The organism is Escherichia sp. HH26CH, from assembly GCF_009820205.1.
In the GTDB taxonomy this organism is placed as follows: domain Bacteria; phylum Pseudomonadota; class Gammaproteobacteria; order Enterobacterales; family Enterobacteriaceae; genus Escherichia; species Escherichia coli_F.
This window is the reverse complement of record NZ_VNXM01000020.1, coordinates 130,856-150,950: the sequence shown is the minus strand read 5'-3', so window position 1 is coordinate 150,950 and position 20,095 is coordinate 130,856. Positions and strand designations below refer to the sequence as shown.

17 protein-coding genes and 1 riboswitch are annotated in these 20,095 nt (G+C 50.3%); of the genes, 12 read left to right on the top strand and 5 right to left on the bottom strand.

Annotated features, from left to right (window positions below; translation table 11 throughout):
• Nucleotides 1–24: 24 nt before the first annotated feature.
• Nucleotides 25–1,374, bottom strand: a complete 1,350-nt coding sequence (gene lysC, locus FQ015_RS08425; protein ID WP_001290305.1) for a lysine-sensitive aspartokinase 3 — start codon at nucleotides 1,372–1,374, stop codon at nucleotides 25–27.
• A 91-nt stretch (nucleotides 1,375–1,465) separates the two neighbouring features.
• A riboswitch (Lysine riboswitch) is annotated at nucleotides 1,466–1,662 on the bottom strand.
• Nucleotides 1,663–1,898: 236 nt separating this feature from the next.
• Between lysC and pgi the strand changes: the two genes are divergently transcribed.
• The 5 genes from pgi (at nucleotide 1,899) to FQ015_RS08400 (ending at nucleotide 7,728) form a co-directional block, all read left to right on the top strand.
• Entirely contained in the window at nucleotides 1,899–3,548 is a 1,650-nt protein-coding gene (gene pgi, locus FQ015_RS08420) for a glucose-6-phosphate isomerase (protein WP_000790001.1), read from the top strand.
• Between the two features lie 354 nt (nucleotides 3,549–3,902).
• Entirely contained in the window at nucleotides 3,903–4,145 is a 243-nt protein-coding gene (gene yjbE / locus FQ015_RS08415) for an exopolysaccharide production protein YjbE (RefSeq protein ID WP_000757329.1), read from the top strand.
• A 114-nt stretch (nucleotides 4,146–4,259) separates the two neighbouring features.
• Nucleotides 4,260–4,898 (top strand): YjbF family lipoprotein, encoded by a 639-nt coding sequence (locus tag FQ015_RS08410; RefSeq protein ID WP_001296632.1) that lies wholly within the window; start codon nucleotides 4,260–4,262, stop codon nucleotides 4,896–4,898.
• Nucleotides 4,895–5,632, top strand: a complete 738-nt coding sequence (locus tag FQ015_RS08405) for a capsule biosynthesis GfcC family protein (protein WP_039020359.1) — start codon at nucleotides 4,895–4,897, stop codon at nucleotides 5,630–5,632. Before FQ015_RS08410 ends, FQ015_RS08405 begins: the two co-directional genes overlap by 4 nt.
• Complete coding sequence (locus tag FQ015_RS08400; RefSeq protein WP_039020360.1) at nucleotides 5,632–7,728, top strand: YjbH domain-containing protein; 2,097 nt, start codon at nucleotides 5,632–5,634, stop codon at nucleotides 7,726–7,728. The genes FQ015_RS08405 and FQ015_RS08400 overlap by 1 nt, the downstream gene beginning before the upstream one ends.
• Nucleotides 7,729–7,774: 46 nt before the next feature.
• Here the strand turns inward: FQ015_RS08400 and FQ015_RS08395 are convergent, their stop codons facing one another.
• A complete protein-coding gene (locus tag FQ015_RS08395; protein ID WP_001295279.1) occupies nucleotides 7,775–8,053 on the bottom strand; it encodes a periplasmic protein in 279 nt (92 codons plus the stop codon).
• Nucleotides 8,054–8,267: 214 nt separating this feature from the next.
• Here FQ015_RS08395 and psiE point away from each other — a divergent pair, with 214 nt between their 5' ends.
• Entirely contained in the window at nucleotides 8,268–8,678 is a 411-nt protein-coding gene (psiE, locus tag FQ015_RS08390; protein ID WP_000202899.1) for a phosphate-starvation-inducible protein PsiE, read from the top strand.
• 93 nt (nucleotides 8,679–8,771) lie between these two features.
• On the opposite strand, the gene malG is transcribed toward psiE, so the two are convergent.
• From malG to malE, 3 genes are all read right to left on the bottom strand, one after another.
• Entirely contained in the window at nucleotides 8,772–9,662 is an 891-nt protein-coding gene (malG, locus tag FQ015_RS08385; protein WP_001252058.1) for a maltose ABC transporter permease MalG, read from the bottom strand.
• A 14-nt stretch (nucleotides 9,663–9,676) separates the two neighbouring features.
• Nucleotides 9,677–11,221: a maltose ABC transporter permease MalF gene (gene malF, locus FQ015_RS08380; RefSeq protein ID WP_001353545.1), complete on the bottom strand. Its 1,545-nt coding sequence runs from the start codon at nucleotides 11,219–11,221 to the stop codon at nucleotides 9,677–9,679.
• A 153-nt stretch (nucleotides 11,222–11,374) separates the two neighbouring features.
• The gene (malE, locus tag FQ015_RS08375; RefSeq protein WP_000695389.1) at nucleotides 11,375–12,565 is read right to left on the bottom strand and encodes a maltose/maltodextrin ABC transporter substrate-binding protein MalE; all 1,191 of its coding nucleotides are present in this window, start codon (nucleotides 12,563–12,565) and stop codon (nucleotides 11,375–11,377) included.
• Nucleotides 12,566–12,929: 364 nt separating this feature from the next.
• Here malE and malK point away from each other — a divergent pair, with 364 nt between their 5' ends.
• From malK to ubiA, 6 genes are all read left to right on the top strand, one after another.
• Nucleotides 12,930–14,045, top strand: a complete 1,116-nt coding sequence (gene malK / locus FQ015_RS08370; RefSeq protein WP_000179165.1) for a maltose/maltodextrin ABC transporter ATP-binding protein MalK — start codon at nucleotides 12,930–12,932, stop codon at nucleotides 14,043–14,045.
• A gap of 71 nt (nucleotides 14,046–14,116) precedes the next feature.
• Nucleotides 14,117–15,457 carry a maltoporin LamB gene (gene lamB / locus FQ015_RS08365; RefSeq protein ID WP_160523949.1) on the top strand — a complete coding sequence of 447 codons (1,341 nt, stop codon included), beginning with the start codon at nucleotides 14,117–14,119 and terminating at the stop codon, nucleotides 15,455–15,457.
• A gap of 242 nt (nucleotides 15,458–15,699) precedes the next feature.
• On the top strand, nucleotides 15,700–16,620 hold the full coding sequence (gene malM / locus FQ015_RS08360) for a maltose operon protein MalM (protein WP_160523948.1): 921 nt from the start codon (nucleotides 15,700–15,702) through the stop codon (nucleotides 16,618–16,620).
• A gap of 227 nt (nucleotides 16,621–16,847) precedes the next feature.
• Nucleotides 16,848–18,428, top strand: coding sequence for a SopA family protein (locus FQ015_RS08355; protein WP_160523947.1), 1,581 nt, complete (start codon nucleotides 16,848–16,850; stop codon nucleotides 18,426–18,428).
• A gap of 221 nt (nucleotides 18,429–18,649) precedes the next feature.
• Entirely contained in the window at nucleotides 18,650–19,147 is a 498-nt protein-coding gene (gene ubiC / locus FQ015_RS08350; protein ID WP_001353542.1) for a chorismate lyase, read from the top strand.
• Nucleotides 19,148–19,159: 12 nt separating this feature from the next.
• Nucleotides 19,160–20,032, top strand: a complete 873-nt coding sequence (ubiA, locus tag FQ015_RS08345; RefSeq protein ID WP_160523946.1) for a 4-hydroxybenzoate octaprenyltransferase — start codon at nucleotides 19,160–19,162, stop codon at nucleotides 20,030–20,032.
• The last annotated feature ends 63 nt before the right edge of the window (nucleotides 20,033–20,095 follow it).

Here is a 20,095-nt window from a genome sequence, read left to right as displayed (position 1 = left end):
AATGTCTTTCGGGCCATACTGTGTTTACTCAAACAAATTAAAATGCAGCTTCTGCACCACCTGCTCGGCATCTTCGCCGGGCACCAGGAAGCACAGGTTATGGCTGGATGCGCCGTAGCAAATCATGCGGATGTTAAACGGTTCCAGTACGCCAAATACCTCTTTGCCAACGCCGCAGGCTTTTGACAGGTCATTACCAATTAACGCGACCAGTGCCAGACCTTCTTCCACTTCTACCCGGCATAGTGCAGACAGCTCCATCAGCAGGGATTGCGTCAGCAATGTATCGCCAGTGGAGGTGGAACCGGTGGTATCAAGTGTCAACGCCACGCTCACTTCGGAGGTGGTGATGAGATCCACCGAAATATTATGCCGCGCGAGAATGCCGAAAACTTCCGCGAGGAAACCGCGAGAATGCAGCATATTCAGGCTGTGCAAAGTGAGCAGAGTCTGATTACGACGAAGCGCCAGGGCACGGAACAGCGGCGGATTTTCAGTTTTATTGCACACCAGCGTACCACCTGCACGTGGGTCTTTACTGGAGCCGACAAACACCGGAATATCGCTGCGTACTGCGGGTAGCAATGTTGCCGGATGCAGTACTTTTGCACCAAAAGTTGCCATCTCTGCCGCTTCGGCAAACGCGATTTCATCAATACGTTTTGCTGCGGTGACCACGCGTGGATCGGTGGTGTAGATGCCTGGGACATCGGTCCAGATATCAACACGAGAAGCGTGTAAGGCCTCCGCCAGCAAGGCTGCCGTATAATCGCTGCCTCCACGGCCAAGCGTCGTTGTACGACCTTTACTTTCGCTGCCGATAAATCCTTGGGTGATCACTAAGCCTTCATTGAGGCGCGGGAGCAGCTGCAGCGCGGTCAGTTCCGCCAGCGCGGCTACGTCTGGCTCTGCACGACCAAATCGGTCATTAGTACGCATCACTTTACGTACATCAAACCACTGTGCCTGAATATCGCGTTCGCGCAGGATCTCAACAAACAGCAGGGTCGACATCAGCTCGCCGTGGCTGACCAGTTCATCTGTCAGCGCCGGAGACGTTGCCAGCGCCGCCGCTTCTGCCAGAACAGTAATGTTCTCCAGCAGACGTTCAATCTCTTCACGGATAACGTTCGGGTAACGCAGACGTTCCAGAATGGCAAACTGGATATTGCGGATTGCGTCGAGTTTTTCGAATCGCTCGCCAGGTTCCAGTCCTTCAGCTAAAGCGACCAGTAGATTAGTGATACCAGCAGAAGCCGAGAGGACAACTAAACGTACGTTGGCATCAGAAAGCACAATATCAGCGCTGCGGTTCATCGCGTCAAAATCAGCTACGCTGGTACCGCCAAATTTGGAGACAACAATTTCAGACATAACTACCTCGTGTCAGGGGATCCATTTTCAGCCTTGGCACAAGGGAAGAGCGGAAGACGGGTGGGCGCAGAGCGATACTTCGCTACTATTTTCACCCAGAAGTGCTCCACCACTTGCGAAACGCCCGACTGCGAACGCTTCTGGTGACAACCCAGGGGATTCAGCCCCTGTAGCCGATGATGAACGTGGCCAGCCGTTCAATCACCTCGGCGATGCACCCCCTCAGGTGTTATCACAGGACTGGCTCCTCCAACACCGTTACTTGGGCAACGCGCCTCTTCTGGCCTGCGCTAGCGCAGGTAGTACATTTATAAATAAAGGGTGAGCGGGGCGGTTGTCAACGATGGGGTCATGCGGATTTTTCATCCACTCCTGGCGGTCAGTAGTTCAACTAATAAATGCTTCATCGCGCTAAGGGTTTACACTCAACATTACGCTAACGGCACTAAAACCATCACATTTTTCTGTGACTGGCGCTACAATCTTCCAAAGTCACAATTCTCAAAATCAGAAGAGTATTGCTAATGAAAAACATCAATCCAACGCAGACCGCGGCCTGGCAGGCACTACAGAAACACTTCGATGAAATGAAAGACGTTACGATCGCCGATCTTTTTGCTAAAGACGGCGATCGTTTTTCTAAGTTCTCCGCAACCTTCGACGATCAGATGCTGGTGGATTACTCCAAAAACCGCATCACTGAAGAGACGCTGGCGAAATTACAGGATCTGGCGAAAGAGTGCGATCTGGCGAGTGCGATTAAGTCGATGTTCTCTGGCGAGAAGATCAACCGCACTGAAAACCGCGCCGTACTGCACGTAGCGTTGCGTAACCGTAGCAATACCCCGATTCTGGTTGATGGCAAAGATGTCATGCCGGAAGTTAACGCCGTGCTGGAGAAGATGAAAACCTTCTCGGAAGCGATTATTTCCGGTGAGTGGAAAGGCTATACCGGCAAAGCAATCACTGACGTAGTGAACATCGGGATCGGCGGTTCTGACCTCGGGCCGTACATGGTGACCGAAGCACTGCGTCCGTACAAAAATCACCTGAACATGCACTTTGTTTCTAACGTCGATGGAACTCACATCGCGGAAGTGCTGAAAAAAGTAAACCCGGAAACCACGCTGTTCCTGGTAGCATCTAAAACCTTCACCACTCAGGAAACCATGACCAACGCCCATAGCGCGCGTGACTGGTTCCTGAAAGCGGCAGGTGATGAGAAACACGTTGCGAAACACTTTGCGGCGCTCTCAACCAATGCCAAAGCCGTTGGTGAGTTTGGTATTGATACCGCCAACATGTTCGAGTTCTGGGACTGGGTCGGCGGTCGTTACTCTTTATGGTCAGCGATTGGCTTGTCGATTGTTCTCTCCATCGGCTTTGATAACTTCGTTGAACTGCTTTCCGGCGCACACGCGATGGACAAGCATTTCTCCACCACGCCTGCAGAGAAAAACCTGCCTGTACTGCTGGCGCTGATCGGCATCTGGTACAACAATTTCTTTGGCGCGGAAACTGAAGCGATTCTGCCGTACGACCAGTATATGCACCGTTTCGCAGCGTACTTCCAGCAGGGCAATATGGAGTCCAACGGCAAGTATGTAGACCGTAACGGTAACGTTGTGGATTACCAGACTGGCCCGATTATCTGGGGTGAACCTGGCACGAACGGTCAGCACGCGTTCTACCAGCTGATCCACCAGGGTACGAAGATGGTGCCATGCGATTTCATCGCCCCGGCTATCACCCATAACCCGCTCTCTGATCATCACCAGAAACTGCTGTCTAACTTCTTCGCTCAGACCGAAGCGCTGGCGTTTGGTAAATCCCGCGAAGTGGTTGAGCAGGAATATCGCGATCAGGGTAAAGATCCGGCAACGCTTGACTACGTGGTACCGTTCAAAGTGTTCGAAGGTAACCGCCCGACTAACTCCATCCTGCTGCGTGAAATCACTCCGTTCAGCCTGGGTGCGTTGATTGCGCTGTATGAGCACAAAATCTTTACTCAGGGCGTGATCCTGAACATCTTCACCTTCGACCAGTGGGGCGTGGAGCTGGGTAAACAGCTGGCGAACCGTATTCTGCCAGAGCTGAAAGATGACAAAGAAATCAGCAGCCACGATAGCTCAACCAATGGTCTGATTAACCGCTATAAAGCGTGGCGCGGTTAATTAAATAACCTTAATAACAATGCCGACTATAAGTCGGCATTGTTTTATCAGATAAATCCTCTTGTCTGTGATTTAACGAAAATCATACCGTGAGGTTAATCCTAAAATAGATTTTTAATCATGATTGATTTCGGAAAATACGTAGGTTAATTATTTTTGATTTTGTTTTAAATTTTTGATTTTAAATATTATTTATATATAAGTTGAAACTTATATTTGATATTCATTCCAATTATCTTAAAACTCCATCACTAATTCCCCACGCCGTAATTCGCATGCTTTAGTTGTGTATACTCGATCCCGCCCGAAATGTTTTTGGGTAAATCTCCATTCATTCAATGAAGGGAAATTGTTATGAAAAAAGTTCTGTATGGCATTTTTGCCATATCTGCGCTTGCGGCGACTTCTGCGTGGGCTGCACCTGTACAGGTGGGCGAAGCGGCAGGGGCGGCAGCAACGTCGGTTTCGGCGGGTAGCTCCTCCGCGACCAGCGTCAGCACCGTAAGCTCGGCGGTGGGTGTCGCGCTCGCGGCAACCGGTGGCGGTGATGGTTCTAATACCGGGACCACCACAACCACGACCACCAGTACCCAGTAATAAAGTATGTATCCCTAAAATAATTCGAGTCATCGCATCTGTGGCTTGAAGTATGACGGGGATTAACCATAACCACACTCCGGTGTGGTTATTCTGCCCCTCTGGAGAAGAGTCGTGAAGCGACCTGCACTCATTCTTATCTGCCTGCTATTACAGGCTTGTTCAGCCACGACTAAAGAGCTGGGCAATTCACTGTGGGACAGTCTGTTCGGTACGCCAGGCGTACAGCTGACGGACGATGATATTCAAAATATGCCCTATGCCAGCCAGTACATGCAGCTTAATGGCGGGCCGCAGTTGTTTGTGGTGCTGGCCTTCGCTGAAGACGGACAACAAAAATGGGTTACTCAGGATCAAGCCACTCTCGTCACACAACATGGTCGTCTGGTGAAGACTTTGCTTGGCGGCGACAACCTGATTGAAGTGAATAACCTTGCCGCCGACCCGCTGATAAAACCCGCACAAATTGTTGATGGCGCAACCTGGACGCGCACGATGGGCTGGACCGAGTACCAGCAGGTGCGCTACGCCACCGCACGCTCGGTTTTCAAATGGGATGGCACCGATACCGTCAAAGTCGGTAGCGATGAAACTCCGGTTCGTGTGCTGGACGAAGAAGTCTCCACCGACCAGGCACGCTGGCATAACCGCTATTGGATCGACAGCGAAGGGCAAATTCGCCAGTCGGAACAGTATCTCGGCGCGGATTATTTCCCGGTGAAAACCACTCTCATCAAGGCGGCAAAACAATGATTAAACAAACTATTGCTGCGTTGATTATGAGCGTGGGAGCGTCATCGGTCTTTGCGGCAGGCACCGTCAAAGTGTTCAGTAATGGCAGCAATGAGGCCAAAACGCTGACAGGCGCAGAGCATTTAATTGATCTGGTAGGTCAACCGCGGCTCGCAAACAGTTGGTGGCCCGGAGCGGTGATTAGCGAAGAGCTGGCAACGGCGGCGGCATTACGGCAGCAGCAGGCGTTGCTGACAAGGCTGGCAGAACTGGCCTCAGAATCCAGCACCGACGATGCCGCCGCCATTAACGCCTTACGCCAGCAAATTCAGGCGTTGAAGGTGACGGGCAGACAAAAAATCAATCTTGATCCTGATATCGTGCGCGTTGCCGAACGCGGTAACCCGCCGTTGCAGGGCAACTACACGCTGTGGGTCGGACCACCACCGTCCACGGTCACGTTATTCGGGCTTATCAGCCGTCCTGGCAATCAGCCATTCACTCCCGGTCGCGACGTGGCGAGCTATCTCTCCGGGCAAAGTCTGCTTAGCGGCGCGGATCGCAGCTACGCGTGGGTCGTTTATCCGGATGGACGCACGCAAAAAGCACCGGTGGCTTACTGGAACAAGCGTCACGTAGAGCCGATGCCCGGCAGCATTATTTATGTTGGCCTCGCGGACTCCGTCTGGAGTGAGACGCCTGATGCCCTTAACGCTGACATTCTTCAGACTCTGACGCAGCGGATACCGCAATAATGAAAAAAAGACATCTGCTTAGTTTACTGGCGCTGGGCATTTGCACGGCTTGCTACGGCGAAACATATCCTGCGCCCATTGGTCCGTCGCAATCGGATTTCGGTGGCGTAGGATTATTACAAACGCCTACCGCGCGCATGGCGCGGGAAGGGGAGTTGAGTCTGAACTATCGCGATAACGATCAGTACCGTTATTACTCAGCTTCAGTGCAACTCTTCCCGTGGTTGGAAACAACGCTGCGTTATACCGACGTGCGCACTCGGCAGTACAGCAGCGTAGAAGCGTTCTCTGGTGATCAAACGTATAAAGATAAAGCCTTCGATCTCAAACTGCGTTTATGGGAAGAGAGTTACTGGCTGCCGCAGATAGCGGTTGGTGCGCGGGATATCGGCGGTACGGGGCTGTTCGATGCGGAATATCTTGTCGCCAGCAAAGCCTGGGGGCCATTCGATTTTACGCTCGGCCTGGGCTGGGGATATCTGGGCACCAGCGGTAACGTGAAAAATCCGCTCTGTTCAGCCAGTGACAAATATTGCTATCGCGATAACAGCTACAAACAAGCGGGATCTATCGACGGCAGCCAGATGTTCCACGGTCCGGCCTCACTGTTTGGCGGCGTGGAATACCAGACGCCCTGGCAGCCGCTGCGTCTGAAACTGGAGTATGAAGGCAATAATTATCAGCAGGATTTTGCCGGGAAGCTGGAGCAAAAAAGTAAGTTTAACGTCGGGGCGATTTATCGCGTTACCGATTGGGCCGACGTTAACCTTAGCTATGAACGCGGTAACACCTTTATGTTTGGCGTCACGCTGCGTACCAACTTTAACGATCTACGCCCGTCCTACAACGATAACGCCCGCCCGCAATATCAACCGCAGCCGCAGGATGCCATTTTGCAGCATTCGGTGGTGGCGAATCAGTTAACGCTGTTGAAATACAACGCCGGACTGGCCGATCCGCAGATCCAGACGAAAGGCGATACGCTGTACGTCACCGGTGAGCAGGTGAAATATCGTGATTCGCGTGAAGGGATCATCCGTGCTAATCGGATCGTGATGAACGATCTGCCGGAGGGGATCAAGACGATCCGCGTTACAGAAAATCGCCTTAACATGCCGCAGGTGACGACGGAAACCGATGTCGCCAGCCTGAAAAATCATCTCGCCGCAGAGCCGTTGGGCCACGAAACGACGCTGGCGCAAAAACGCGTCGAGCCGGTAGTTCCTGCGTCCACCGAGCAGGGCTGGTATATCGACAAATCGCGCTTTGATTTCCATATCGATCCGGTGCTGAACCAGTCGGTCGGGGGCCCGGAAAACTTTTACATGTACCAGTTGGGCGTGATGGGAACGGCGGATTTGTGGCTGACGGACCATCTGCTGACCACCGGTAGCCTGTTTGCTAACCTGGCGAACAATTACGACAAGTTTAATTACACCAATCCACCGCAGGACTCGCACTTACCGCGCGTTCGTACCCATGTGCGTGAGTATGTGCAGAATGATGTCTATGTGAATAACCTGCAAGCCAACTATTTCCAGCATCTGGGCAACGGCTTCTACGGTCAGGTCTACGGTGGTTATCTCGAAACCATGTTTGGCGGCGCGGGGGCAGAAGTATTGTATCGCCCGCTGGATAGCAACTGGGCGTTTGGTCTGGATGCTAACTACGTTAAACAGCGCGACTGGCGTAGCGCGAAAGATATGATGAAATTCACCGATTACAGCGTGAAAACTGGTCATTTGACCGCCTACTGGACGCCATCTTTCGCTCAGGATGTGTTAGTGAAAGCCAGCGTCGGGCAATATCTGGCAGGGGATAAAGGCGGCACGCTGGAAATCGCCAAACGCTTTGACAGCGGCGTGGTAGTGGGTGGGTATGCCACGATCACGAATGTTTCGAAAGAGGAGTACGGCGAAGGGGACTTCACCAAAGGCGTGTATATCTCTGTACCGTTGGATCTCTTCTCGTCTGGCCCGACTCGTAGCCGAGCGGCAATTGGCTGGACGCCGCTGACGCGTGACGGTGGTCAGCAACTTGGGCGTAAGTTCCAGTTGTATGACATGACCAGCGACCGAAGCGTCAATTTCCGCTAAGTCAGAGGAAAGGTGCCAGTTTTCGCACTCACTGGCACCTTCATTCTTAATGGCCTGTCGAGCCATCAGGAACGCAGTTCACCCCCGGTTTGCGATCTGGTGTGTAAAGGCGAAAACATTCTGTTTTCCTGTCCGTCGATATTGGTTGCAGGTCTGGTTGCCTGAGCGACTGGGCCATCATTGGGCTGGAGACATTGCTTTGCGGTAAGTCGGCTTTATCAGCAGTACCGAGCGGACCAGCATAAGCAGGAAGGACAGAGACTGATAACATCAAAGCAGCAAAATAAGGCTTCATTTTTACCACCTTTATCAGGTTACGTTTCATTTGTTCCAGAGGAACATTGTCGATTTTTCGCGCATTGCTGGTGGCTGGGAATCACCTGAATGGGTGATTTTTTGGGCTGTGTGTTTTGCCAGATACGATGTTGATGGGAGATGCCCACTTAATCCAGGTTGAACAAAACATACACAAAAAATATAGATCTCCGTCACATTTTTGCGTTATACAGGAAGCTCGCCATTGTGAAGGAGGTACTGCTATGACGTCACTCTCTCGTCCGCGCGTGGAGTTTATCTCCACCATTTTGCAGACCGTTCTCAATCTTGGCCTGTTGTGTCTCGGCCTGATTTTGGTTGTCTTCCTCGGCAAAGAAACGGTGCATCTGGCTGATGTGCTGTTCGCGCCAGAACAAGCCAGCAAATATGAGCTGGTGGAAGGGCTGGTGGTTTACTTTCTCTATTTCGAATTTATCGCGCTGATTGTGAAGTACTTTCAGTCCGGTTTTCACTTTCCCTTGCGTTACTTTGTCTATATCGGGATCACCGCCATTGTGCGCTTGATCATCGTCGATCATAAATCACCACTGGATGTGTTGATCTACTCGGCTGCGATCCTGCTACTGGTGATCACCTTATGGCTGTGTAATTCGAAACGGCTGAAGCGGGAGTAAAAAAAGGCGCTCCATAGAGCGCCGAATAACAGTCACAAGTTGGGATAACGTAAGTTGAGGGTGTAGCGGCATAACATTGGCAGAACAACATCTTTAACCTTTCACACCACCTGCCGTCAGTCCGTTGACCAGCCAGCGTTGAGCCAGCAAGAAGACGATGGTGATCGGTAATGCAGACATCACGGCAGCGGCGGCAAAGTCACCCCACAGGTAGTTTTGCGGGTTGAGGTATTGCTGCATTCCCACGGCCAGGGTGTAGCTGTTTACGTCACGCAGTAACAACGACGCGACCGGAACTTCAGTAATGGCAGCGATAAACGACAGGATGAACACCACCGCCAGAATCGGCACTGACAGCGGCAACAGGACAAGGCGGAAGGCCTGCCACGGTGTTGCACCATCCAGCGCCGCCGCTTCTTCCAGCGAACTGTCGATGGTTTCGAAATAGCCTTTGATGGTCCAGACATGCAGCGCAATCCCCCCCAGGTACGCGAAGATTACGCCGCCGTGAGTATTCAGGCCGATGAATGGAATGTACTCACCCAAACGATCAAATAACGCATACAACGCTACCAGTGAAAGCACCGCCGGGAACATCTGGAAAATCAGCATGCCTTTCAGCAGTGTCGCTTTGCCAGGAAAGCGCATACGGGCGAAAGCGTAGGCGCAGGTGGTGGAGAGCGCAACAATGCCAATCGCGGAAATTCCGGCGACCTTTACTGAGTTCCACAGCCACAGCAGTACCGGGAACGGCGGTGGCGTAATGCGCCCATCAGCCTGTTCAACGCTAAAACCTAACGCCAGTTTCCAGTGATCCCAGGAGATTTGTTCCGGGATCAGGCTACCAGTCGCGAAGTTCCCCTGACGCAGAGAGATAGCGACGACCATCAGCAGCGGGAACATAATCGCCGCGATAAAAAGTAGCAGTAGCAGATGAGTAATAAACAAACGTGCTTTTTGCGATTTCGGTTGGACCATTGCCATTTTTGTTATCTCCCTTAATCAAACTTCATTCGCGTGGCTTTCAGGTTGACGATCGCCAGCGCACCCACCAGCAGGAAGATCAGCGTGGCAATTGCCGCCGCCAGACCGAAGTCCTGACCACCGCCGCCTTCAAAGGCGATGCGGTAGGTGTAGTTAACGAGCAGGTCGGTATAACCGGCTGGCGTGGTAGTGCCAAGACGATCCGGGCCGCCGTTAGTTAACAGTTGAATCAGCACGAAGTTGTTAAAGTTAAAGGCGAAGCTGGCGATCATTAGCGGTGTGAGCGGCTTAATCAGCAGCGGCAGCGTAATTTTAAAGAAGTTCTGGAATGGACCTGCGCCATCCATTGCTGAGGCTTCATACAGATCGTCCGGAATCGCTTTCAACAAGCCCATGCAGAGGATCATCATGTACGGATAACCCAGCCAGGTGTTGACGATAATCAGCATCGTGCGGGCAGTGGTCGGATCGCTAAACCAGGCAGGCTTCACGCCAAATAGCGCGCTCAACATCATGTTGATTTCACCGAAGCTCTGGTTAAACAACCCTTTGAAAATCAAGATTGAAATAAACGATGGCACCGCGTAGGGCAGAATCAGCAGGACACGATAGACCGCTTTGCCGCGCAACGCTTCCCACTGCACCAGACACGCCAGAACCATGCCGACCGCCACTGTTAAAAAGACGGTGATTAGCGAGAACACCACGGTCCAGACGAAAATGGCGAGGAACGGTTTCTGAATGCCTTCGTCGGTGAAGACGCGGGTAAAGTTTTTCCAGCCGGTGGTCACGGTGTAACCGGGGCTTAACTTTTCATCGCCCCAGTTGCCGTCGGCGGTAATGGACTGGTAAAAACCAATTTGGTTATTCGGCCGATATTTCACACCGCTCTGGTTATTCGTCAGCGTGCCGTCACCGTCGAGTGTGTAGAGCGGCTGCGTGCCAGAAAACTGGCGCAAGGAGCTCATCATCACTTTGTTACCATCCGGCAGAATGGCAGTAATGTCACTCAGTGCCTGACGATTCTGGGTAATCACACGCAGATTCGCGCGCTCGCCTTCAGGCTGGGCGGCTGTTTCTTTTAGTTGCAGTTTTTGCTCGCCGCCAAATTTAAACGCGTCGGAGAGGTAATTTTTGCCAGTTTCGCCGTCGCTGAGCGCCAGTTGCCACTCATCGCCCGCCGGGTAAAGACCAAAGTTATAGGTTTTGCCTGCTTGCCAGGAGCGATCTAACAACACTTCCTGCGCACGTTCAAAAGTCAGCTGGTTAGTGCTGCTGTAGTTGGTGAAGGCAATGGCGATGGTGCAGACCAGAGGGAAAAGGACGAATAGCCCCATCCCAGCCATTCCCGGATAGACATAGCGCCAGGCGTAGGCTTTACGATTGGCGAAAATATACAGCCCCGCTGAACTCAATATCAGCGTGGTAATGGCGAACAGGTATTCCCCTTGTGCGTACATTAAAACAACAAGGTAACCCACCAGCAGGCCGAGCAGACCTAACACTGACCATTTCAGCGCGTCGCTTTGCCACCAATGTTTCTTTTTAATGACATCCATGGGGTTCTTCCTCATTCCAGGACAGATAAAGCATTTACGCCTTATCCGACAACAACTGCCTGATGCGACGCTGACGCGTCTTATCAGGCCTACATACGTTTCGGTTTTGTAGGCCGGATAAGGCGTTCACGCCGCATCCGGCATTTCACAGCATTACTTGGTGATACGAGTCTGCGCGTCTTTCAGCGCTGCATCCACAGTCTGACGACCGCTGGCGGCGTTGATCACCGCAGTACGCACGGCATACCAGAAAGCGGACATCTGCGGGATGTTCGGCATAATTTCACCTTTCTGAGCGTTATCCATGGTGGCAGCAATACGAGGATCTTTCGCAAGTTCATCCTGATAGGACTTCAGCGCTACTGCACCCAGCGGTTTATCTTTATTAACCGCTTCCAGGCCTTCGTCAGTCAGCAGATAGTTTTCGAGGAACTCTTTCGCCAGCTCTTTGTTCGGACTGGCGGCGTTAATACCCGCGCTCAGTACGCCAACGAACGGTTTGGATGGCTGGCCCTTAAAGGTCGGCAGTACCGTTACACCATAATTCACTTTGCTGGTATCGATGTTGGACCATGCCCACGGGCCGTTGATGGTCATCGCTGTTTCGCCTTTATTAAAGGCGGCTTCTGCGATGGAGTAATCGGTGTCCGCATTCATGTGTTTGTTTTTAATCAGGTCAACCAGGAAGGTCAGACCCGCTTTCGCGCCAGCGTTATCCACGCCCACGTCTTTAATGTCGTACTTGCCGTTTTCGTACTTGAACGCATAACCCCCGTCAGCAGCAATCAGCGGCCAGGTGAAGTACGGTTCTTGCAGGTTGAACATTAGCGCGCTCTTACCTTTCGCTTTCAGTTCTTTATCCAGCGCTGGGATCTCTTCCCATGTTTTTGGCGGGTTCGGCAGCAGATCTTTGTTATAAATCAGCGATAACGCTTCAACAGCGATCGGGTAAGCAATCAGCTTGCCGTTGTAACGTACGGCATCCCAGGTAAACGGATACAGCTTGTCCTGGAACGCTTTGTCTGGGGTGATTTCAGCCAACAGGCCAGATTGAGCATAGCCACCAAAGCGGTCGTGCGCCCAGAAGATAATGTCAGGGCCATCGCCAGTTGCCGCAACCTGAGGGAATTTCTCTTCCAGTTTATCCGGATGCTCAACGGTGACTTTAATTCCGGTATCTTTCTCGAATTTCTTACCGACTTCAGCGAGGCCGTTGTAGCCTTTGTCGCCGTTAATCCAGATTACCAGTTTACCTTCTTCGATTTTGGCGAGAGCCGAGGCGGAAAACATCATCGTCGTTAATGCGGATAATGCGAGGATGCGTGCACCTGTTTTTATTTTCATAATCTATGGTCCTTGTTGGTGAAGTGCTCGTGAAAACACCTAAACGGACTCTAGTTTCTTTATACGGCAACCTCTTTCCATCCTCCTTGCCCCTACGCCCCTCCGTTGCTTTGTGTGATCTCTGTTACAGAATTGGCGGTAATGTGGAGATGCGCACATAAAATCGCCACGATTTTTGCAAGCAACTTCACGAAATTCCTTACATGGTCTCGGGTTAGTTCACAGAAGCCGCGTTCTCATCCTCCCGCCTCCTCCCCCATAAAAAAGCCAGGGGGTGGAGGATTTAAGCCATCTTCTGATGACGCATAGTCAGCCCATCATGAATGTTGCTGTCGATGACAGGTTGTAACAAAGGGAGAAGGGCATGGCGAGCGTACAGCTGCAAAATGTAACGAAAGCCTGGGGCGAGGTCGTGGTATCGAAAGATATCAATCTCGACATCCATGAAGGTGAATTCGTGGTGTTTGTCGGGCCGTCTGGCTGCGGAAAATCGACTTTACTGCGCATGATTGCCGGGCTTGAGACGATCACCAGCGGCGACCTGTTCATCGGTGAGAAACGGATGAATGACACACCGCCAGCAGAACGCGGCGTTGGTATGGTGTTCCAGTCTTACGCGCTCTATCCCCACCTGTCAGTAGCAGAAAACATGTCATTTGGCCTGAAACTGGCAGGCGCAAAAAAAGAGGTGATTAACCAACGCGTCAACCAGGTGGCGGAAGTGCTGCAACTGGCGCATTTGCTGGATCGCAAACCGAAAGCGCTCTCTGGTGGTCAGCGTCAGCGTGTGGCGATTGGCCGTACGCTGGTGGCCGAGCCAAGTGTATTTTTGCTCGATGAACCGCTCTCCAATCTCGATGCTGCACTGCGTGTGCAAATGCGTATCGAAATCTCCCGTCTGCATAAACGCCTGGGCCGCACAATGATTTATGTCACCCACGATCAGGTCGAAGCGATGACGCTGGCCGACAAAATCGTGGTGCTGGACGCCGGTCGCGTGGCGCAGGTTGGGAAACCGCTGGAGCTGTACCACTATCCGGCAGACCGCTTTGTCGCCGGATTCATCGGTTCGCCAAAGATGAACTTCCTGCCGGTAAAAGTGACCGCCACCGCAATCGATCAAGTGCAGGTGGAACTGCCGATGCCGAATCGTCAGCAAGTCTGGCTGCCGGTTGAAAGCCGTGATGTCCAGGTTGGAGCCAATATGTCGCTGGGGATTCGCCCGGAACATCTACTGCCGAGTGATATCGCTGACGTCATCCTTGAGGGTGAAGTTCAGGTCGTCGAGCAGCTCGGCAACGAAACTCAAATCCATATCCAGATCCCTTCCATTCGTCAAAACCTGGTGTACCGCCAGAACGACGTGGTGTTGGTAGAAGAAGGTGCCACATTCGCTATCGGCCTGCCGCCAGAGCGTTGCCATCTGTTCCGTGAGGATGGCACTGCATGTCGTCGACTGCATAAGGAGCCGGGCGTTTAAGCACCCCACAAAACACACAAAGCCTGTCACAGGTGATGTGAAAAAAGAAAAGCAATGACTCAGGAGATAGAATGATGATTACTCTGCGCAAACTTCCTCTGGCGGTTGCCGTCGCAGCGGGCGTAATGTCTGCTCAGGCAATGGCTGTTGATTTCCACGGCTATGCACGTTCCGGTATTGGCTGGACAGGTAGCGGCGGCGAACAACAGTGTTTCCAGACTACCGGTGCTCAAAGTAAATACCGTCTTGGCAACGAATGTGAAACTTATGCTGAATTAAAATTGGGTCAGGATGTGTGGAAAGAGGGCGATAAGAGCTTTTATTTCGACACTAACGTGGCCTATTCCGTCGCGCAACAAAATGACTGGGAAGCTACCGATCCAGCCTTCCGTGAAGCAAACGTGCAGGGTAAAAACCTGATTGAATGGCTGCCAGGCTCCACCATCTGGGCAGGTAAGCGTTTCTACCAACGTCATGACGTTCATATGATCGACTTCTACTACTGGGATATTTCTGGTCCTGGTGCCGGTCTGGAAAACATCGATGTTGGCTTTGGTAAACTCTCTCTGGCAGCAACCCGCTCCTCTGAAGCTGGTGGTTCTTCCTCTTTCGCCAGCAATAATATTTATGACTATACCAACGAAACCGCGAACGACGTTTTCGACGTACGTTTAGCGCAGATGGAAATCAACCCGGGCGGCACGTTAGAGCTGGGCGTCGACTACGGTCGTGCCAACCTGCGTGATAACTATCGTCTGGTTGATGGTGCATCGAAAGATGGCTGGTTATTCACTGCAGAACATACTCAGAGTGTCCTGAAGGGCTTTAACAAGTTTGTTGTTCAGTACGCTACTGACTCGATGACCTCACAGGGTAAAGGTCTGTCGCAGGGTTCTGGCGTTGCGTTTGATAACGAAAAATTTGCCTACAATATCAATAACAACGGTCACATGCTTCGTATCCTCGACCATGGTGCGATCTCCATGGGCGACAACTGGGACATGATGTACGTGGGTATGTACCAGGATATCAACTGGGATAACGACAACGGCACCAAATGGTGGACCGTCGGTATTCGCCCGATGTATAAGTGGACGCCAATCATGAGCACCGTGATGGAAATCGGCTACGACAACGTCGAATCCCAGCGCACTGGTGACAAGAACAATCAGTACAAAATTACCCTCGCACAACAATGGCAAGCTGGCGACAGCATCTGGTCACGCCCGGCTATTCGTGTCTTCGCAACCTACGCCAAGTGGGATGAGAAATGGGGTTATGACTACAACGGTAGCTCTTCAACCAACCCATACTACGGCAAAGCTGTTCCAGCTGATTTCAACGGCGGCAGCTTCGGACGTGGCGACAGCGACGAGTGGACCTTCGGTGCTCAGATGGAAATCTGGTGGTAATAGCAAAACCTGGGCCGGATAAGGCGTTCGCGCCGCTTCCGGCAATCAGCGCCTGATGCGACGCTTGCGCGTCTTATCAGGCCTACAACGGCTGTCAAATGTAGGCCGGATAAGGCGTTTACGCCGCATCCGGCATAAAAACAGGTTGTCATTATCTGAAAGGGGCGAAAGCCCCTCTGATTATCGGGTTTAGCGCGCTATTGCCTGGCTACCGCTGAGCTCCAGATTTTGAGGTGAAAACAATGAAAATGAATAAAAGTCTCATCGCCCTCTGTTTATCAGCAGGGTTGCTGGCAAGCGTGCCTGGAGTCAGCCTTGCCGAAGTTAACTACGTACCGCAAAACACCAGTGACGCGCCAGCCATTCCATCTGCCGCGCTGCAACAACTCACCTGGACACCGGTCGATCAATCGAAAACCCAGACCACCCAACTGGCGACCGGTGGCCAACAACTCAACGTCCCTAGCATCAGTGGTCCGGTTGCTGCGTACAGCGTCCCTGCAAACATTGGCGAACTGACACTGACGCTGACCAGCGAAGTGAACAAACAAACCAGCGTATTTGCGCCGAACGTGCTGATTCTTGATCAGAACATGACCCCATCAGCCTTTTTCCCCAGCAGTTATTTCACCTACCAGGAACCAGGCGTGATGAGTGCAGATCGGCTGGAAGGTGTTATGCGCCTGACACCGGCGTTGGGGCAGCAAAAACTTTATGTTCTGGTCTTTACCACGGAAAAAGATCTCCAGCAGACGACCCAACTGCTCGACCCGGCTAAAGCCTATGCCAAAGGCGTCGGTAACTCGATCCCGGATATTCCCGATCCGGTTGCTCGTCATACCACCGATGGCTTACTGAAACTGAAAGTGAAAACGAACTCCAGTTCCAGCGTGTTGGTGGGGCCTCTATTTGGTTCTTCCGCTCCAGCTCCGGTTACGGTAGGCAACACGGCGGCACCAGCTGTGGCTGCACCCGCTCCGGCACCGGTGAAGAAAAGCGAGCCGATGCTCAACGACACGGAAAGTTATTTTAATACCGCGATCAAAAACGCTGTCGCGAAAGGTGATGTTGATAAGGCGTTAAAACTGCTTGATGAAGCTGAACGCCTGGGGTCAACATCTGCCCGTTCCACCTTTATCAGCAGTGTAAAAGGCAAGGGGTAATTACGCCCCACAGTGCTGATTTTGCAACAACTGGTGCGTCTCCTGGCGCACCTTTTTTTATGCTTATTTCCTGGGATATGAGCGATTTTTTATAGTACTTCGCTTCTTCTTCACTAAGAATGTGCATTATCTCAATGCCATATCAGAGATTCTTTTCCTTTCGCCGGTAGTGTCTGGACGCTCAGGCTACTTTTCCAGTTATTTCATTTCTGTAATACAGAGGTTTTATGATAGGTCATATCACAAATTCTGGCGGCAATAACTCTTTGATGAAACATGATGTGGTGCAAGGAAATAATAAATTAGATCTTGATTTACTACGTAATTTTAATGGGGTACCAGGTTTAAATAGAGATAACTTTATTTATATCAGTGATATATTTTTAAATATAAAACAACGGAACGAAAAAAATCATGCAATAAATATGTTTCGTGAAGTCTCAATCAGTAATGATATTATAAGCGTAAAATTTTATAGAAATGAAGAAATAGAATGTGCTTGTGATTTTCTGATGGATAAAGATGCGCAGGGGTATACTGACCTGTCTGATTTGGATTTAACAAGTTGTCATTTTAAAGGTGACGTTATTTCGAAGGTGTCTTTTTTATCGTCAAATCTACAACATGCAACTTTCGAATGTAAAGAAATTGAGAATTGCAATTTTACTAAGGCAACAGTTAATAATGTCATATTTAAATGTCGACGTTTACACAATGTGATTTTTCTCAAAACGAGTGGCGAATGTGTTGATTTTAGCCAAAATATTCTTGATACCGTTGACTTTTCTCAGAGTAACTTTGGTCATGGTAATTTTCGCGAATGTCAGATTAAAAATTCAAACTTCGATAAATGTTATCTTAATGCTTCGCACTTCACCAGAGCATATTTTCTTTCTGATAAGGAAATATCATTTATTAAATCGAATCTGACTAATGTTATGTTTGATAATGTGCGAATGTCGACAGGGAATTTTAAAGGCTGCATTACAGAGAAATTGGCATTAACGATTGATTACTCAGATATATTTGGTAATGAAGATCTTGATGGTTATATCAATGGCATTATCCAAATGATTAATACGTTGCCTGATAATGCAGTGAAATTAAAATCCGTTCTGGCAGTCAAACTGGTGATACAATTAAAAATTCTTAATATTGTTAATAAAAACTTTATTGAGAATATGAAAAACACATTTAGTCATCATCCTTATGTGAGCAATCCAATTATACGTAGCTATTTATATCATGATGAAGATGATAAGTTCGATATTTTTATGCGTCAACATCGTTTTAGTAAGGTGAAATTTAATGTCACACAGATGAATACTTTCATTAATAGATTTCGTGTGAATAAATGGTTGATTGATCAAAATAATAATTTTTTTATCCAACTTATCGATCAGGCTCTACGATCATCGGATGAGATTATCAGAGAAAATGCCTGGTATCTTTATAAAGAGTGGATACGCAGTGATAATATATCACCTGTATTTAAAGAAGTTGACGATTATTTAAGAACATTTAACGCCAAGCAATTAACACAAAACGACAATATCTTTATCCTGTTCTCCTCTGTCGATGATGGGCCAGTTATGGTGGTAAGCTCCCAGCGCTTACATGATATGTTGAATCCTACAAAAGATACCCATTGGAATTCCCCCTATATCTTTAAATCCAGACATGAAATGCTGCCTGTTAATATTACTCCGGAAACACTTTTCGGCTCCACATCTCATGATGAACATGCGCTTTTCCCAATTTTTACTGCAAGTTGGCGAGCTATCCATAAAAAGAATAAAGGTGTGTAAGTAAAGGAAAACATCACCATTCCGGGCATCCCGGGCGGTGATGCCCCTATGGTTGCTCTTGCCAGCACGGGCATCGGCAAGCGTAAGGTTCAACAGCGTTTTATCACTTCATGCGATTGTTGCGTTTTTGTTGCGCATTAGATCACTTAATTTGCTATACATCTCCCGTAAACACTTTTCTGCGATACAATGCCTTTACGTTATGTAACGGAGAGTTCGGCATGTCACACCCCGCGTTAACGCAACTGCGTGCGCTGCGCTATTTTACAGAGATCCCTTCCCTGGATCCGCAACTGCTCGACTGGTTGTTGCTGGAAGATTCCATGACGAAACGTTTTGAGCAGCAGGGAAAAACAGTGAGCGTGACGATGATCCGCGAAGGGTTTGTCGGGCAGAATGAAATCCACGAAGAACTGCCATTGTTGCCGAAAGAGTCCCGTTACTGGTTACGTGAAATTTTGTTATGTGCCGATGGTGAACCGTGGCTTGCCGGTCGTACCGTCGTTCCTGAGTCAACGTTAAGCGGGCCGGAGCTGGCATTACAAAAATTGGGTAAAACGCCGTTAGGACGCTATCTGTTCACATCATCGACATTAACCCGGGACTTTATTGAGATAGGCCGTGATGCCGGACTGTGGGGGCGACGTTCCCGCCTGCGATTAAGCGGTAAACCGCTGTTGCTAACCGAACTGTTTTTACCGGCGTCACCGTTGTACTAAGAGGAAAAAAATATGGAGTGGAGTCTGACGCAGAATAAGCTGCTGGCGTTTCATCGCTTAATGCGTACGGATAAGCCAATTGGCGCGTTACTGCTGCTCTGGCCAACATTATGGGCGTTGTGGGTGGCGACACCGGGCGTTCCCCAGCTCTGGATCCTGGCGGTGTTTGTCGCGGGTGTCTGGCTGATGCGCGCTGCTGGTTGTGTGGTGAATGATTATGCTGACCGCAAGTTTGATGGTCATGTTAAGCGTACGGCGAACCGACCACTTCCCAGCGGCGCGGTAACGGAGAAAGAGGCGCGTGCGCTGTTTGTCGTGCTGGTACTGATTTCGTTTTTACTGGTGCTGACGCTGAATACGATGACCATTCTGTTGTCGATTGCCGCGCTGGCGCTGGCGTGGGTGTACCCGTTTATGAAGCGGTATACCCATCTACCGCAAGTGGTGCTGGGGGCGGCGTTTGGCTGGTCGATTCCAATGGCTTTTGCCGCTGTGAGTGAGTCGGTGCCGTTGAGTTGCTGGTTAATGTTCCTCGCCAATATTCTCTGGGCGGTGGCTTACGACACGCAGTATGCGATGGTTGACCGCGATGATGATGTGAAGATTGGCATTAAGTCCACTGCAATCTTGTTCGGCCAGTACGATAAATTGATTATTGGTATTTTGCAGATTGGCGTACTGGTGCTGATGGCGATAATCGGTGAGTTAAATGGCTTAGGCTGGGGATATTACTGGGCAATTCTGGTGGCAGGTGCGCTGTTTGTTTATCAACAAAAACTGATTGCTAACCGCGAGCGCGAAGCCTGCTTTAAAGCATTTATGAATAATAACTATGTTGGCCTGGTGCTGTTTTTAGGGCTGGCAATGAGTTACTGGCATATTTGATGATGTGAAAAAGCCGGAGGATTATCCGGCTTTTTTGTGGACAAAACTGCCTGATGCGCTGCG

Excerpts from the sequence above, each read along its gene's own strand:
- ubiC (WP_001353542.1), top strand. The coding sequence starts at position 18,650 with ATGTCACACCCCGCGTTAACGCAACTGCGTGCGCTGCGCTATTTTACA.
- malK (WP_000179165.1), top strand. The coding sequence starts at position 12,930 with ATGGCGAGCGTACAGCTGCAAAATGTAACGAAAGCCTGGGGCGAGGTC.
- FQ015_RS08400 (WP_039020360.1), top strand. The coding sequence starts at position 5,632 with ATGAAAAAAAGACATCTGCTTAGTTTACTGGCGCTGGGCATTTGCACG.
- lamB (WP_160523949.1), top strand. The coding sequence starts at position 14,117 with ATGATGATTACTCTGCGCAAACTTCCTCTGGCGGTTGCCGTCGCAGCG.
- lysC (WP_001290305.1), bottom strand. The coding sequence starts at position 1,374 with ATGTCTGAAATTGTTGTCTCCAAATTTGGCGGTACCAGCGTAGCTGAT.
- yjbE (WP_000757329.1), top strand. The coding sequence starts at position 3,903 with ATGAAAAAAGTTCTGTATGGCATTTTTGCCATATCTGCGCTTGCGGCG.
- malF (WP_001353545.1), bottom strand. The coding sequence starts at position 11,221 with ATGGATGTCATTAAAAAGAAACATTGGTGGCAAAGCGACGCGCTGAAA.
- FQ015_RS08405 (WP_039020359.1), top strand. The coding sequence starts at position 4,895 with ATGATTAAACAAACTATTGCTGCGTTGATTATGAGCGTGGGAGCGTCA.
- FQ015_RS08395 (WP_001295279.1), bottom strand. The coding sequence starts at position 8,053 with ATGAAACGTAACCTGATAAAGGTGGTAAAAATGAAGCCTTATTTTGCT.
- malM (WP_160523948.1), top strand. The coding sequence starts at position 15,700 with ATGAAAATGAATAAAAGTCTCATCGCCCTCTGTTTATCAGCAGGGTTG.
- psiE (WP_000202899.1), top strand. The coding sequence starts at position 8,268 with ATGACGTCACTCTCTCGTCCGCGCGTGGAGTTTATCTCCACCATTTTG.
- FQ015_RS08355 (WP_160523947.1), top strand. The coding sequence starts at position 16,848 with ATGATAGGTCATATCACAAATTCTGGCGGCAATAACTCTTTGATGAAA.
- malE (WP_000695389.1), bottom strand. The coding sequence starts at position 12,565 with ATGAAAATAAAAACAGGTGCACGCATCCTCGCATTATCCGCATTAACG.
- pgi (WP_000790001.1), top strand. The coding sequence starts at position 1,899 with ATGAAAAACATCAATCCAACGCAGACCGCGGCCTGGCAGGCACTACAG.
- ubiA (WP_160523946.1), top strand. The coding sequence starts at position 19,160 with ATGGAGTGGAGTCTGACGCAGAATAAGCTGCTGGCGTTTCATCGCTTA.
- malG (WP_001252058.1), bottom strand. The coding sequence starts at position 9,662 with ATGGCAATGGTCCAACCGAAATCGCAAAAAGCACGTTTGTTTATTACT.